Source organism: Deltaproteobacteria bacterium (assembly GCA_009692615.1).
Classification (GTDB): Bacteria; Desulfobacterota; Binatia; order UBA9968; family UBA9968; genus DP-20.
This window is the reverse complement of record SHYW01000066.1, coordinates 14,986-28,300: the sequence shown is the minus strand read 5'-3', so window position 1 is coordinate 28,300 and position 13,315 is coordinate 14,986. Positions and strand designations below refer to the sequence as shown.

Below are 13,315 nucleotides of genomic sequence, written 5' to 3'. Positions count from 1 at the left end.
ACGTCAGACGCGATCGCTTGCCCTCCAGCACCGGCCGTTGGACCGGCATGCTGATCCTCTACAGCATGAGCACCGGCGAACCTCTGATGATCTCCCCCGACGGCTATATTTCACGGCTGCGCGTCGGCGCCACCAACGGATTGGCGGCCCGTTACCTGGCGCGCGCGGATGCGCGGGTGATGGCGCTACTCGGCACCGGCTGGCAAGCCGGCGGCCAGCTCATGGCCCATTGCGCGGTGCGGCCCATCGAGACCGTCAAGGTATTCAGTCCCAACCCAGCCAATCGAGAAAAGTTTTGCCGCGAGTTACAAAGCCGGGTAAAAGCCAAGCTGGTCGACGTCGACTCGGCCGAGACCGCGGTTAAGGACGCCGACATCGTCGTCACCGGCACCAACTCCATGGAACCGGTGCACCGAAAAGAATGGTTGCGCCCCGGCGTCCACTATAGCGCCGTGAAGGTGCAAGAAATGGATCAACCGTTTTTAGACGCCGTCGACCGGGTCTTCATGTTCTCGAAAAATCCCATCAACACGCGACCGCAAACGGTGAAACTCGACTCTGTCAAAACCCCGGAAGCCGACGGCGGTTGGTGGCAAAACCGCCAAGGATCGTCTTGGGAGCGGCTGCAAGAACTTCCCAATCTATTTATCGGCAAAGCTCAGGGCCGGGAAAACGACCGGCAGACCACCGCCTTCGTCAACAACGTCGGGCAAGGTTTGCAATTTTGCGCCGTCGCCAAACGGGTCTACGACGAAGCCTGCGCGCGCAAACTCGGCCGTGAGTTGCCCACCGAGTGGTTCACCCAGGATGTCCATCCCTAAACCCAACCGACGAGGAGAACCCACCCAGTGTCACCATCGCGAATCTTTACCATCATCGTTAGCCTCCTGCTCCTCAACGCCGCACCGAGCGCCGCGCAATCTCTGCGCATCGCCATCGGCGCCGTCAGCGTCGCCCATGTGCCTGGACTGATGGCCGTCGAGGGCGGTTATTTCGCGCGGCAAAATTTGCAACCGGAGCTGATCATGATCCGCGGCGGACCGCAGACGGTGGCGGCGTTGCTCGGCGGCGACGTGGCCTTCGCCCAAGTTTTTTCCGTGCCCATCGTCAGTGCCAAACTCGGCGGCGGCGATGCCGTGATCATCGCCGGACTGGTCAACGAGCCGCTCTTTTCGCTGATGACCGTACCATCCATCGAAAAGCCGCAGGATCTGCGCGGCAAAAAATTTGGCATCACCACCTTTGGCTCCGCGTCGGATATCGCTCTGCGCTTGGCCTTGACTAAGTGGGGCCTCAAAGCCGAAACCGATGCGGTGATTCTCCAAGTCCGCGGCATCCCGGAAATCTTGACCGCCATGCAAACCGGCGCGGTGCACGCCGGCATGGTTTCACCGCCCACCAATATCAACGCCATCAAAGCGGGATTTCGCGAACTCGCGTTCTTGCCCAAGCTAGGCATTTCGTTCCAGCATACGACGCTATCGACGACGCGACGCTACTTGGCTAAAAATCGTGAGACCGCGGTCAAGACCCTGAAAGCCTACGGCGCGGCGATGCGGCGCATCAAAGCCGACAAACCCTTTACGCTAAAAGTTTTCAGCAAGTACTTTCGCACCAACGATCAGGAAATACTCGATCAAACCTACAGCGCCGCCATTTCGGTGTTCCGCGAAATTCCCCATCCGACCTTGCCCGGCATTCAATCGACTCTCGATTTTCTCGCCCTCACCGATCCCAAAGCGAAACTGGCGAGACCCGCGGAGTTTGTCGACTCTTCGCTACTCAATGAGATTGAAAAAAGCGGGCTGTGAATCCTGCGTAAAGAAAATCCACGGTTTGCGGTTTTTTTGGCGTTCGGTCCAATCAGCTTTTCGTTTCTCTCGGGTGGTGCGCTTAATCTGTTTGAGCTCGTCTAACGGCGGCTCTTGTTATTGACCTCATGGACATGGGCCGGAGTAAAATTCATCAGCGACTGATGCGGCCGGGTTTGGTGATAGCTCTGGATGTAACGGCCGATCTCTTCTTTGGCCGAGATCTCATCGGGATAGTTTTCCACCAGATAAATCTCCTCCTTTTTGATTGACCCATAGAGCCGTTCGGTCAGCGCATTGTCTATCGGGCGACGGCCTCGGGCCAAGGACAACTCGGCGCCCAAGGTTTCAAAAAACTCCTGGGTCATTGCCGAGGACAGTGGCGTTGGAACGCGAGTGCTTGCCGGTCGCCAGTGCACGCTCCAAGCGGGCAACGGCAGGAGCGTGGGTTCCCATGCGCGCAGCGATCTGCGCCTGGGAGAGACCAGCCTGTTGACGCGCTTTGAGCAAAGCGTTTACCGGAGTACCTTCTTCTCGCTCGATCCCTTCGACTTCTGAGCACACGCCTTGACGGCGCATCAGCTTCTTGATCAGTGGATCACGAGTTTGCTTTCTTTGTCTCCTTCATCCGAACCGGAGCGATCTCGCGTTCATGCAATGGCGTTCGTTCTGACTTCTGGACGAAGCAATGAAGCACACATTCGACCTACGAATAAAAACAGAAAGTCGATGTAGGGGCAGACCCCCGTGTCTGCCCTCCGGAACGGGCGACCACAGGGGGTCGCCCATACATAGGATTTAAAAACTGAAACACTATGTAGCTTTCAGAAGCGTTGACATCGAAACAACCTTTCCACTAGTGTCGGTACTGACAAGGTGGTCTCGAATAACAATTCAAAAGGACAACCAACCATGATCGATCAACTTTACAAAGGTTTTCGCCCCAACGAGATGGAATATCAGTACAACCCGCGTGAGTCGGTGCCGGAATTTCCAGAGCTCGCGAAGGTACGGGCCGCGCAGGCGAAGAAAGTCCGCGACACGGCAAAGTCTTGGCTCAATGTTTCGTACGGTAGCTCGCCGCGCGAGATGCTCGATATCTACGCCGCTGACAAAGCTGGCGGGCCGGTGCTGATCTACATTCATGGCGGTTACTGGCGCAGCGGCAGCAAGGAGGACAACTGCAACTTCGTGCCGACTTTCACTAAGCGTGGCGCGACAGTCGTGCTCGTCGAATATGATCTTTGTCCGCAAGTCACAGTCAGCGACATCGTCCGCCAAACCCGCGCCGCCATCGCTTGGGTTTGTAAAAACATCACGCGCTATAGCGGCGATCCGTCGCGCGTTTTTATCTCCGGTCACTCGGCGGGCGGTCATCTGACCGCGTTGGCGCTGGCCAATGACTGGACGAAAGAGGGTCTAGCGCAAGACTGCATCAAAGGCGCGGTGGCGACCTCCGGCGTCTTCGATCTCGACATGGTGATGAAGATCAGCGTGCAGCAGCAAGTGCACATGACGCCGGAGATCGCCAAACTCAACAGTCCGTTCTTGAATCCGCCAAAAGTGAAATGCCCGTTGGTCGTCGCCGTCGGCGGCGCGGAACCGAAGGGCTGGCAGCAGATGTCGGAAGATTATTTCAACTACGTTAAACAGCAGGGCGTGAACGCCGAATATCTCGTCGTCCCCAGCGCCAACCATTATACGATGTCGGAGAAACTGCTCGATGACTCCAACCCGTTGACCCAGGCGATGATCCAGCAGATGAAACTGTAATCGCAATTCAAAAAAAGGAACTGCTATGCCGAACATCAACTTACCGTCAGGCGTGAACATGTATTTCGAAACCCACGGCCAAGGCGAGCCGCTGGTGCTGATTCCGTCCACCGGATTTTCCGCGGAAGCGTGGAAGCCGTCGCAGTTGCCGCTGGCGCAGTCGACAAACTTGATCATTCACGATCCGCGCGGTTGCGGCCGCTCGGTAGCGACGCAGCAGGTTTACACGATCAATCAGATGGCCAACGACATCGTCGCTCTGCTCGATCATTTGAAAATCCCCTCGGCCCATCTCTGCGGCCATTCCATGGGCGGGCGCATCGCGCTGGAGATGGCGCTCAACTTTCCCGGCAGAGTGAAAAGCTTGATTATGGCGGCCAGCGGCTCGGGCCAAGTGCCGCGTCCAGGTCCTGACTGCGTTCCCGGCCTGCCGCACTGGCTGGTAATTCGCATGGTCGAAAAAGGTTTTGAGAAAGCGCTGCGCGAAGAATACTGCGACACCAGTGCGTTTTTCACCGACGACTACCGCAAGAAAAATCCCACGACCGTCGAAGCGTTTTTCCAACAAGTATGGCCGACCCACGCCAAACTCTCCGAGTACATTCATTTGATCATCGCGCGCCACAACTGGGAGGCGACGCACCGCTTGGGCGACGTCAAAGTGCCGACGCTGATTTTGATCGGTGACAACGATTCCGGCCGCAGCAATCACTTGGCCCAAGCCGAGGCGGTCAAAAATCGCATCGCCGGTGCCGAGCTAAAATTGCTCAAAGGCCAATCCCACGGATTTTTCTGGCAAGCGCCGGAAGATACCAATCGAACGATCGCCGACTGGGTGAAGCAGCACAGCGCGAAGTAATTCCATGCCGCACGCTGATCTGCCGACGGGCGCGAAGCTCTACTACGAAATCCACGGCGCGGGCGAAGCGCTCCTGCTGTTTCCCTCCACGGCGTTTTCCGGCGAAGTGTGGAAACCTTATCAAGTGCCGGCCTTATCGAAGTCAATGCAAATGATTCTGCACGATCCGCGCGGCTGTCCGCGCACCACGGTCGCGCAGCAAGTTTATTCGATCGAACAGATGGCCAACGACGCCGTCTCGCTGCTCGATCATTTGCACATCGCTAAAGTACACTTGCTCGGCCACTCCATGGGCGGCCGCGTCGCGCTCACCATGGCGCTTAATTTCCCCGGCCGGGTGAAAAGCTTGATCATGGCGGCCAGCGGCTCCGGCTTAGTCACGCGCCCCGGACCGGACTGCGTGCCCGGCTTGCCGCACTGGCTGCTGCTCGGCATGGTCGAAAAAGGCTTCGAGAAATTTCTGCGCGCCGAATACTGCGAGTCCGAGGTTTTCTTCACCAAAGATTTTCGCGACCGCCATCCCGAGCGCATCGAAGAATTCTTCAAGCTAGCCAGAGCGACGCACGCCAACTTGTCGGAATACATCCACCTGAGCATCGCCCGCCACAACTGGGAAGCGACGCACCGCTTGGGCGATATCCAAGTTCCAACGCTCGTGCTCATCGGCAATAACGACAAAGCCCGCAGCAATCACTTGCTCCAAGCCGAAGCCTTGAAGAACCGCATCCCGGGCGCCGAATTGCAAATACTCGAAGGCCAGTCCCACGGCTTTTTCTGGCAAGCACCGGAAGAAACCAACGCGGTGATCCGCGATTGGGTGACGCGCCACACCGTTTAGCAGCTTGGCCGCCAACAATTTATTAATCCGTCATGCCGGCGCAGGCCGGCATCCAGGATTTTCACCGCAGGGGCGGGTCGCGACCGCCCACCCGTAGACATCGCATCATCGCTACGTTAAAAAGATTCCCATCATGCCCTACTGCTATCCGCCCGATCCGAACACGCGCCAGCCCAAATTCACGCCGCCGGCCAACGCCTGCGACACGCACTTTCACGTGTTCGGCCCGCCGGAAGTTTTTCCCTACGTATCCACCCATGAGTACACGCCGCCGGCGGCGCCGCTGGAGCATTACAAGAAAATGCTCGCGGTCATCGGCATCGAGCGCGCTGTCGTCGTGCAGCCGAGCGTGCATGGGCTGGACAACTCGGCGACGCTCGACGCGATTAAAAATTCCCAAGGCAAGTTTCGCGGCGTCGGCCGCATTGACGACAAAACGCCGAGAGATGAATTGCAGCGCTTGCACGACGGCGGCATCCGCGGCGTGCGCTTCAACTTGCTCGACCGGCCGCGGGGCAATGTCAAGCTCGACGTGCTCGACCGCTGCATCGAAAACATCGTCGAGCTCGGCTGGTCGCTAGACTTGCACATCGATATGAAAAATCTTATCGAGCAGGAAAAGCGCATTCGCACGGCGCCGATTCCTGTCATCGTCAATCACATCGCGCGCGTCAAACCGGCCGAAGGCTTGCAACAGACCGGCTTCCAGCTACTTCTCGATCTAATGAAACTCAAACATGTCTGGACCAAAGTCAGCGGCGCGGACAAGATCTGCGAGACGAATGTGAATTCCTATTACGGTTTGCCATTTGTCGAAGTGACTCCCTATGCGCAGGCGGTTATCGCAGCGGCGCCGGATCGCATCATTTGGGGCACCGACTGGCCGCACTCGAATAATTTCATGCCCGGCCACACCCCGAACGACGGCGACCTGGTGGATTTGCTCGCGACGTTCGCTCCCGACGAAGCGATTCGAAAAAACATCCTGGTCGACAATCCGGCGCGGCTCTACGGTTTTTAAAGAAAGGTTTTTATGAACGGTTTTCGCAGCGTAACTCTTTTTATCGTCATCGCCTCCCTTTGCGGCAGCGCTCACGCTGGCACGATCAAAGGCAGCGTGCGCTACAGCGGCCCGGCGCTGGAACGAAACAAACTGCCGGTGACCATCGATCAGTATCTGTGCGGCAAAGAAAAAGAAGCCGGAGACTTGTTGCTGTCGGCCAATAACGGCATCCACAACGTCGTCGTGTCGCTGCAAGGTGCGCCAGCCAACGCCAAGTGGCCGGCCAATCCGGCGCCGGTGAAGATGGACCAGAGCAAATGCGACTTCGTTCCTCACGTGGTGATCGTGCCGGCGGGCGGCACCGTGGAGTTTTTGAACAGCGACCGGCTCATGCATAACGTCAGGAGCGGCGGCAAAGAGAATCCGCCCTTCAACCGCGCCCAACCCCACGCGCACACCATCGCCATCGGTTTCAAACATCCTGAAGTCATGCGCGTCGACTGCGACCTGCACACGTGGATGCGCGGCTAGGTCGTGGTCGCCGATCATCCTTTCTACACGCTGACTAAAGAGACCGGCGATTTTGTTCTTGAGAACGTCCCGCCGGGCAAATACACGCTGCAAGTTTGGCAGGAAACTTTAGGCACCGTGACCCAGGAAGTCACGGTGAGCGGCGACAGCACCAACGTCACCGTGCGCATGCAAAAAAAATAGGTTTCCGGTTTACTGTGAAAATGTTTTCACCACGAAGGATCAGCCTTGAAAACTGTGGCTGATCCGTCCTCTGGCGGCCACGAAAAGCACGAAGCTCGGAGTCTTAATCATCCTAACCCTTCGTGTCCTTCGTGATCTTCGTGGTGAAGAAAACAAAATGAACCTGACGCAGTATCCACACAAAAGCCTGAAGAACCAAAAAAGAAGTTTCGCGTCAGCTACGGCAGCACGGCAATCTTTTTCGATCCTTCCCACGCCGACGAATGGGTCGGCTCCTCCACCGCACGCAGCACGCCGCCCTTGTCCAGAGCGATGGTGAACGTCACCTTCGGAAAAGAATAGACCGGATGGAGATAGACGCGGCCGATCTCCGCGCTATCGATGTACAAAGCGATGTAGCGCACGAAATGTTCGCTCAACGAAGGATGGTCGCTGTCGGTACCCACCGAAAGCGTGACATCGAACCATTGACCGCGCTTGACGCTGTCCGGCGCGACGATCTTCGGCGTGTGCTTGGGATCGAAGTTCTTGTGCATCTCGTGAAACTCGGGCGTGAACTGCTCGGCCTGCCCGGCCCAAACCGGCGCTGTAAAAACGCCGGCAAGTAGTTGCGCGAGCACTAGCCCGGCAAGCGCGATTATCAGTGTGAACCTCTGTGAAAAACTTCTCATCATTTTCTAATTCTCCTGTTCCTTACAGCCATTTTTCCGAGCGCAATTACGCCGCGCGCCAACGCAGCACGTCGTACACCGGCACTCCCTCTTGCATCCCGGCAACGCGCAAGCGGCCGAGATCGCGCGCTTCGACAAACTCTTTGACGCGTTCGTAGGTGGCGCCGGTGATCAGTACCTGGCCCGGCCCGGCGTTCGCTTCGAAGCGCTGGGCGAGGTTGACCTCGTTGCCGATCACCGTGTAGTCGGTGCGCCGTTCCGAACCGACGTTGCCGGCGATCACCGTGCCGCTGTTGATGCCGATGCCCGCCAAGAGTTGAATCTCGGGAAACTTGGCGAAGGTAATATTTTTCAGCCGCTCCTGCAAAACCAAAGCGCAGCGCACCGCGCTGGCGGCATCGTCATCGCGGGCCAGCGGCGCGCCGAAAAATGCCATGAAGCCGTCGCCGCGAAACTTGTCGAGGTTGCCGCGAAATTCAAAGACCAGATCGACCACATGGCTCAGATAAACGTTGAGGATCTCGACCACGTCCGCCGGATCGAGCCGCTCCGACATCGGCGTGAAACCGCGTAGATCGCCGAACAACACGGTGACATCGCGCTTCTCGCCGCCCAATTTTAAATGGCGTCCGGGATCGGCGACGATCTCGGCGGCAACCTCTTCGGACGCATAGCGGCCAATCACCCGGCGCAGCAAAATATTTCTGGTTTCAATGTCGTCATAGAGCGTCTTGATACGCAGCAATGATTTCATCCGCGTCAAGAGCTCTTCGCGGTTGAACGGCTTGGTCAGAAAATCGTCGGCGCCGGCGGCGATGCCTTGAATCCGGTTCGACACGTCGTGCAGCGCCGTGAGCATGACCACCGGCAATAATCGCGTCGCCTCATTGGCGCGAATCTTTTCGCAGACCTCATAGCCGGACATGCCCGGCATCATGACATCGAGCAAGACCAAATCCACCCCGCCGCCTTCGATCAATTGCAAAGCCGTCGGCCCGTCGCTCGCGGTGATCACCTCATACTTGGCGGCGCTCAACGATCGGATCAGCAACTGAAGATTTTGCTGATTGTCATCGACGGCAAGAATTTTCGGGATTGAATTTGTCATGGCGTAGAAACAACGGTCAACTTTCCGGCACCAGATTGCGAATCTTCTGCAAAAGCTCCCGCGGACTATAGGGCTTGGCCAAATAGTCCGTCGCACCCGCGACTTTAGCCTTCTCGGCATCGCCGCTGAGCGCGAAGGAAGTGATGATGATAATCGGAATCGCCGCGGTTTTGGCATCGGCGCGCAGCTGGCGCGTGGCATCGAGACCGGACAGTTTGGGAAGTTGCACGTCCATCAAAATCAGATCCGGCATTTCGCTTTGCGCCGTGGCCACGCCGCTGGCGCCGTCCATCGCCTCGATCAAGCGGTAGCTGGTCCGGCTCAACAACTGGCGGACGATTTTCAGATTGAACTCGTTGTCCTCGACGTAAAGAATCGTCTTGCTCATGGGGCCGTCCCTTCCTCACAGCGCAGCGGGATCTCGAAAAAAAACCGCGAGCCTTGGCCGAGATCGCTTTCTACCCAGATCCGCCCGCCGTGCAGTTCGACGAATTTCTTGGTGATGCTCAAACCCAAACCCGTGCCGCCATATTCCCGCGTGATGGCGGCGTCCACCTGGCGAAACCCGCCGAAAACTTTTTCCAATTGGTCGGGCGGTATGCCGATGCCGGTGTCCGAAACGCGGTAGCGCAGCAAACCGTCCAGCTGTTCGACGCCAATTTCCACTTGGCCCTGCTTGGTAAACTTCAAAGCGTTGCCGGCCAAGTTCAACAAACATTGGGCGATGCGCTTGCCGTCGCCATAGGCGAGGAGAATTTCCGGTTGGGCGGCGACGGAAAATTTAAGCCCTTTCTCGGCAGCCAGTGACTGCAGCGACGCGCACACCACTTCGATGACGTCTTGAACCGAGTATTCCGACAGCGCCAGTTCCATGCGCCCGGCTTCGATCTTGGAGAGATCGAGCACGTCGTTGATCAAATTGAGCAGATGCCTGCCGTTGATTTGAATGTCGCTCAACGGCTCGCGCAACTCAGCCGGCACATCGCCATAAAGATCGTCGAGGATCATTTCGATAAAGCCCAAGATCGCGTTCATCGGCGTTCGTAGCTCGTGGCTCATGTTGGCGAGAAATTCCGACTTGGCCTTGCTCGCGTCGGTGAGCTGGCCGTTCAACCGTTGCAATTCCAAGCCGGCGTCGCGCTGCTTCTCGTACAATCGATGGAGCTCCTGGCTCATATGATTCATCCGGTCGGCGAGCACGCCAAACTCGTCGCGATTGGGGACGTCGATGGTCGCTTGAAAATTCCCCTTGGCGACTTCGGCAAGAAAGCCATGGGCCTGCTGCACCGGCATGATGAACGACCAGGAAATGACAAATCCAAGCAGCAGCGCCAACAGAATCGCGATAGCGATGAAAGCCGCCATCAACAGTTGCGTGCGCCGGGTCGCCGCCGCCACGTCGGCGCGCAAGCCGGCCATCTTCGCCTGTTCCTTCTCCACCACTTGATCGACCAGAGCGGCGATCTGTTCGTAGAGCGGATAACCCTTGCTCTGTTGCAAACTCATCGCTTCGCTCGCCTTGCCGTCGCGCAAAAGATTGGCGATGTCCGCCACTGTCGTCAGTGCGCTGCCTTGAGCGCTGCGAATCCGTTCGATGACGTCCTGCTCGTCCGCCACTGCCGCCTCGCCGATCAACGCGAGAAAATTATTGAAGCGATTGTTGGCGCGCAAAATCTTCGCCACCGTCGCCTCGTCCTTGAGCAGCAACGCCATGGCGGTGAAATTCATCTGCAGCGCCAGCTCGTTTTGAATCTGCCGCGACCATTCGACCCGTTTATGGGCTTCGTCGAGCTGCAAACTCTGGCGCGCGGTTTGATCGATCGCCCGCAGGCTCAACCCGCCCATGGCAACGACCAACAGCGTGACGATGATGAAGCCGGTGATCAGTTTGGCATGAACCGAGGCTTTGATGCCCGCCACCCAGCGCACCAAACCGCCCAGAGGCGTGCGTTGAAGAACAAAGTGCGCGACTTTGATGCCCCAACCGGATGCCGTTACTTCGGTGGCGAAATCGTCTTTGGTTTGAGCGAGTTTTTCTAGTTGCGACACAGGTTCACCCAACATTGGTGGCAACGGATGCTAACGGAACCGAACATATACCGTCAAGGAGGACGGCATAAGCACCGAACGGCTTGACAGCCGCCACGCTTCACCATAGGAAATATCACATCCTAATGTGAGCCAACATGATCAAAATCACCGAAGAAATGCAAAGGCGTGCTCGTGCGCATCGACAAGATCCGCGGTTACAGCGGCTTCAACGTTGTCCAAGAAAGATAACCACAAGGATGAAGGCAGAAGGATGAAGTTCGGAATTAACGGGAGAAAAACTTCAGCCTTCCGCCTTCATCCTTCATCCTTTGCTGTCACGTGTTGGCTCGCGTTGCTGCTCATCGTCGCGACGGTTGATGCCGCCGACAAAATTCGCATCGCCGTCTCCAATCCCAACATGCCCAATCTGACCACTCAGTTGGCCCAGAACAAGGGCTTTTTCAAAGACGAGAATCTCGACGCGGAAATTATCCGGATGAATCCCAACGTCGCGATTACCGCTTTGGCAACCGGCGATATCGACTACTGCCAACTGTTCGGCGCAGTGGTCGGCGGCGCCATCGCCGGCTTGCCGATCCGCATCGTCGCCGGCTTTCTCGACAACTGGCCGCTGACGATCATCGCCCAAACCGAAGTAAAGTCGCTGCGCGAACTCAAAGGTAAAACCGTCGGCGTGAGCGCCTATGGCGCGACACCTGACCTGCTGGCGAGACTGATGGTTCGCCGCGTCGGCCTCGATCCGGAAAAAGACATCAAGGTGCTCGCCCTGGGCTCCGACGCCGCGCGCGTGACCGCGCTCAAGCAGCATGTCGTCGACGCCGTGGTCATGTCGCCGCCCGCCGACGTGCAGATGGAAAAGCAAGGCTTTCGCATCTTAGCGCGCGCCTACGAGTTGCTGAACTTGCCCTATCTCGGTTTGGGCGCGAGCCTGCGCAAGATCAAAGACAAACCCGACGAAGTGCGCCGCGCCGTCAAAGCGAGCATCCGCGCCAATCGTTTCATTAGGGATAATCGCGACGAAACGGTGCGCATCTTCATCGGCTGGGGCAAAGTCGAGCGCGAGTTCGCCTACGCCTCATACGACGCGCTAAGAAATTTATTCAACGCCGACGGCGCCGTGTCCGAGGACGGCTTGAAGTTAGTCATCGACCAAGCGCGGACCAACGCCAAGGTAATTCGCGAAGTCGCGCCCGCCGATGTCGCCGATCTGACGTTTCTGCGTAGCGCGCAAGCGGAGCTAGGAATTAAAGCGCGATAACGATTGCGCTAGACAAGTTCACCAATCCAGTTGTCCCTTCTCAATTCCGAGCCTCTCCCCCTCGACGGGGGAGAGTTAGAGTGGGGGTGACCCACGTAATGGCAGCGATGCGAAGCAAACTGCAAAAAAGATCCCTATCCTAACGTTTCCCCATCGAGGGGAAAGGAATCGGATTTCGGGAAAGAGCAACAACAGAAAATGAAGGAGCCACTATGATCATCGAGTGGCATGCCCATGTTTATCCGCCCGAATTGGCCAAAGAACGACGCTGGGGCGGCGCCTCGCCGCTAACGATTGAAAACCTGCTCGAAGCCCACGAGAAAGCCGGCATCGAACGTTGCGTCGTCAGCAACACGATTCATTATCTCAAAGACAAAACCAGCGACGAGTCTCTCGCCTTCCTGCGCCGCTGGAACGACTATGGCGCCGAGATCCAGCAGAAATATAAAGACCGCATCACCGTCTTCACCAGCACCCTGCCCTGCGGCGGCGAACCGTTTTTAAAAGAAATGGAACGGGCGATCGTCCAGTGCGGACTGAACGGCGTATTGATCAATTCGAGCCACCAGCGCGCCTATCCGGACGATGACGAAGCTACGCCATTTTTCGAAATGGTCTCGAGTCTCGCTATTCCGCTGATGATGCACGCGCCCTCGGTCGGCTACGGCGAAGAACGCATGCGCGATTATCGCTTGGCGTCGAGCGTTGGCCGTCCCTTCGACGAATGTCTGAGCATCGCGCGCATGATCGTGCGCGGCGTCTTCGAGCGATTTGGTAATTTGAAATTCGTCGGCTGCCATCTCGGCGGCGGCATCTGCGATGTCATCGGCCGCATGGACTACGCTTATGAACTCGGCGACCAAGCTTCGGGCTTGGGCTCATACGAACCGATGCTGATCACCAAGAAACCGAGCGAGTATTTGAAAAACATCCACTTGGACACCGTCGCCTATCACCCGCCGACGATCATGTGCGCCTATCAAACCGTCGGCGCCAAACAACTGGTCTTCGGCAGCGACGCACCGCCGCTGCTGCCGCTCTTGCCGCGCGCCAAGAAAATCATCGAGGAGTTGCCGATCAGCGAATCGGAGCGCGAAGTTATTTTTTTTCGCAACGCGTTAAGATTGTTACAACGGTGAAAATCGGTTTTGGTGGTGGTTCAATTTCAATTCAACGAATCCGAACGTAGGGGCCGACCTGCGTGTCGGCCCTCCGACTTCGGAACGGT

Annotated in this window: 16 protein-coding genes; 10 read left to right on the top strand and 6 right to left on the bottom strand. The window is 57.3% G+C overall.

The window, feature by feature from the left end:
- Both EXR70_15955 and EXR70_15950 read left to right on the top strand, forming a co-directional pair.
- Positions 1-821 (top strand): ornithine cyclodeaminase family protein (locus EXR70_15955; GenBank protein MSP39983.1); only part of this gene is annotated, 821 nt, incomplete at its 5' end.
- A 27-nt stretch (positions 822-848) separates the two neighbouring features.
- The gene (locus tag EXR70_15950) at positions 849-1,811 is read left to right on the top strand and encodes an ABC transporter substrate-binding protein (protein ID MSP39982.1); all 963 of its coding nucleotides are present in this window, start codon (positions 849-851) and stop codon (positions 1,809-1,811) included.
- A gap of 101 nt (positions 1,812-1,912) precedes the next feature.
- Here the strand turns inward: EXR70_15950 and EXR70_15945 are convergent, their stop codons facing one another.
- Both EXR70_15945 and EXR70_15940 read right to left on the bottom strand, forming a co-directional pair.
- On the bottom strand, positions 1,913-2,179 hold the full coding sequence (locus EXR70_15945; protein ID MSP39981.1) for a hypothetical protein: 267 nt from the start codon (positions 2,177-2,179) through the stop codon (positions 1,913-1,915).
- A complete protein-coding gene (locus tag EXR70_15940; protein MSP39980.1) occupies positions 2,160-2,390 on the bottom strand; it encodes an XRE family transcriptional regulator in 231 nt (76 codons plus the stop codon). The genes EXR70_15945 and EXR70_15940 overlap by 20 nt, the downstream gene beginning before the upstream one ends.
- Positions 2,391-2,723: 333 nt before the next feature.
- Here EXR70_15940 and EXR70_15935 point away from each other — a divergent pair, with 333 nt between their 5' ends.
- From EXR70_15935 to EXR70_15910, 6 genes are all read left to right on the top strand, one after another.
- The gene (locus EXR70_15935; protein MSP39979.1) at positions 2,724-3,584 is read left to right on the top strand and encodes an alpha/beta hydrolase; all 861 of its coding nucleotides are present in this window, start codon (positions 2,724-2,726) and stop codon (positions 3,582-3,584) included.
- 25 nt (positions 3,585-3,609) lie between these two features.
- Entirely contained in the window at positions 3,610-4,443 is an 834-nt protein-coding gene (locus EXR70_15930) for an alpha/beta hydrolase (GenBank protein ID MSP39978.1), read from the top strand.
- 4 nt (positions 4,444-4,447) lie between these two features.
- Positions 4,448-5,281, top strand: a complete 834-nt coding sequence (locus EXR70_15925) for an alpha/beta fold hydrolase (protein MSP39977.1) — start codon at positions 4,448-4,450, stop codon at positions 5,279-5,281.
- Between the two features lie 133 nt (positions 5,282-5,414).
- Positions 5,415-6,302 (top strand): 2-pyrone-4,6-dicarboxylate hydrolase, encoded by an 888-nt coding sequence (locus tag EXR70_15920; GenBank protein MSP39976.1) that lies wholly within the window; start codon positions 5,415-5,417, stop codon positions 6,300-6,302.
- Between the two features lie 12 nt (positions 6,303-6,314).
- Complete coding sequence (locus EXR70_15915) at positions 6,315-6,815, top strand: hypothetical protein (GenBank protein ID MSP39975.1); 501 nt, start codon at positions 6,315-6,317, stop codon at positions 6,813-6,815.
- 3 nt (positions 6,816-6,818) lie between these two features.
- Positions 6,819-6,998, top strand: a complete 180-nt coding sequence (locus EXR70_15910) for a carboxypeptidase regulatory-like domain-containing protein (GenBank protein MSP39974.1) — start codon at positions 6,819-6,821, stop codon at positions 6,996-6,998.
- 218 nt (positions 6,999-7,216) lie between these two features.
- Here the strand turns inward: EXR70_15910 and EXR70_15905 are convergent, their stop codons facing one another.
- From EXR70_15905 to EXR70_15890, 4 genes are read right to left on the bottom strand one after another with little or no spacing between them, the layout of a single operon-like run.
- Positions 7,217-7,672 (bottom strand): superoxide reductase, encoded by a 456-nt coding sequence (locus tag EXR70_15905; GenBank protein MSP39973.1) that lies wholly within the window; start codon positions 7,670-7,672, stop codon positions 7,217-7,219.
- 43 nt (positions 7,673-7,715) lie between these two features.
- On the bottom strand, positions 7,716-8,897 hold the full coding sequence (locus tag EXR70_15900) for an adenylate/guanylate cyclase domain-containing response regulator (protein ID MSP39972.1): 1,182 nt from the start codon (positions 8,895-8,897) through the stop codon (positions 7,716-7,718).
- Complete coding sequence (locus EXR70_15895; GenBank protein ID MSP39971.1) at positions 8,794-9,165, bottom strand: response regulator; 372 nt, start codon at positions 9,163-9,165, stop codon at positions 8,794-8,796. Before EXR70_15895 ends, EXR70_15900 begins: the two co-directional genes overlap by 104 nt.
- The gene (locus EXR70_15890) at positions 9,162-10,841 is read right to left on the bottom strand and encodes a HAMP domain-containing protein (protein MSP39970.1); all 1,680 of its coding nucleotides are present in this window, start codon (positions 10,839-10,841) and stop codon (positions 9,162-9,164) included. The genes EXR70_15895 and EXR70_15890 overlap by 4 nt, the downstream gene beginning before the upstream one ends.
- Positions 10,842-11,079: 238 nt before the next feature.
- Here EXR70_15890 and EXR70_15885 point away from each other — a divergent pair, with 238 nt between their 5' ends.
- The gene (locus tag EXR70_15885) at positions 11,080-12,087 is read left to right on the top strand and encodes an ABC transporter substrate-binding protein (GenBank protein MSP39969.1); all 1,008 of its coding nucleotides are present in this window, start codon (positions 11,080-11,082) and stop codon (positions 12,085-12,087) included.
- Positions 12,088-12,299: 212 nt separating this feature from the next.
- Positions 12,300-13,226, top strand: coding sequence for an amidohydrolase (locus EXR70_15880; protein ID MSP39968.1), 927 nt, complete (start codon positions 12,300-12,302; stop codon positions 13,224-13,226).
- Positions 13,227-13,315 lie beyond the last annotated feature (89 nt).

Bases quoted from the DNA above. Each gene is read 5' to 3' on its own strand.
- EXR70_15915 (MSP39975.1), top strand. From the start codon at position 6,315: ATGAACGGTTTTCGCAGCGTAACTCTTTTTATCGTCATCGCCTCCCTT.
- EXR70_15885 (MSP39969.1), top strand. From the start codon at position 11,080: ATGAAGTTCGGAATTAACGGGAGAAAAACTTCAGCCTTCCGCCTTCAT.
- EXR70_15925 (MSP39977.1), top strand. From the start codon at position 4,448: ATGCCGCACGCTGATCTGCCGACGGGCGCGAAGCTCTACTACGAAATC.
- EXR70_15940 (MSP39980.1), bottom strand. From the start codon at position 2,390: ATGCGCCGTCAAGGCGTGTGCTCAGAAGTCGAAGGGATCGAGCGAGAA.
- EXR70_15895 (MSP39971.1), bottom strand. From the start codon at position 9,165: ATGAGCAAGACGATTCTTTACGTCGAGGACAACGAGTTCAATCTGAAA.
- EXR70_15900 (MSP39972.1), bottom strand. From the start codon at position 8,897: ATGCCGAGAAGGCTAAAGTCGCGGGTGCGACGGACTATTTGGCCAAGC.
- EXR70_15905 (MSP39973.1), bottom strand. From the start codon at position 7,672: ATGATGAGAAGTTTTTCACAGAGGTTCACACTGATAATCGCGCTTGCC.
- EXR70_15935 (MSP39979.1), top strand. From the start codon at position 2,724: ATGATCGATCAACTTTACAAAGGTTTTCGCCCCAACGAGATGGAATAT.
- EXR70_15930 (MSP39978.1), top strand. From the start codon at position 3,610: ATGCCGAACATCAACTTACCGTCAGGCGTGAACATGTATTTCGAAACC.
- EXR70_15890 (MSP39970.1), bottom strand. From the start codon at position 10,841: ATGTTGGGTGAACCTGTGTCGCAACTAGAAAAACTCGCTCAAACCAAA.
- EXR70_15920 (MSP39976.1), top strand. From the start codon at position 5,415: ATGCCCTACTGCTATCCGCCCGATCCGAACACGCGCCAGCCCAAATTC.
- EXR70_15945 (MSP39981.1), bottom strand. From the start codon at position 2,179: ATGACCCAGGAGTTTTTTGAAACCTTGGGCGCCGAGTTGTCCTTGGCC.
- EXR70_15880 (MSP39968.1), top strand. From the start codon at position 12,300: ATGATCATCGAGTGGCATGCCCATGTTTATCCGCCCGAATTGGCCAAA.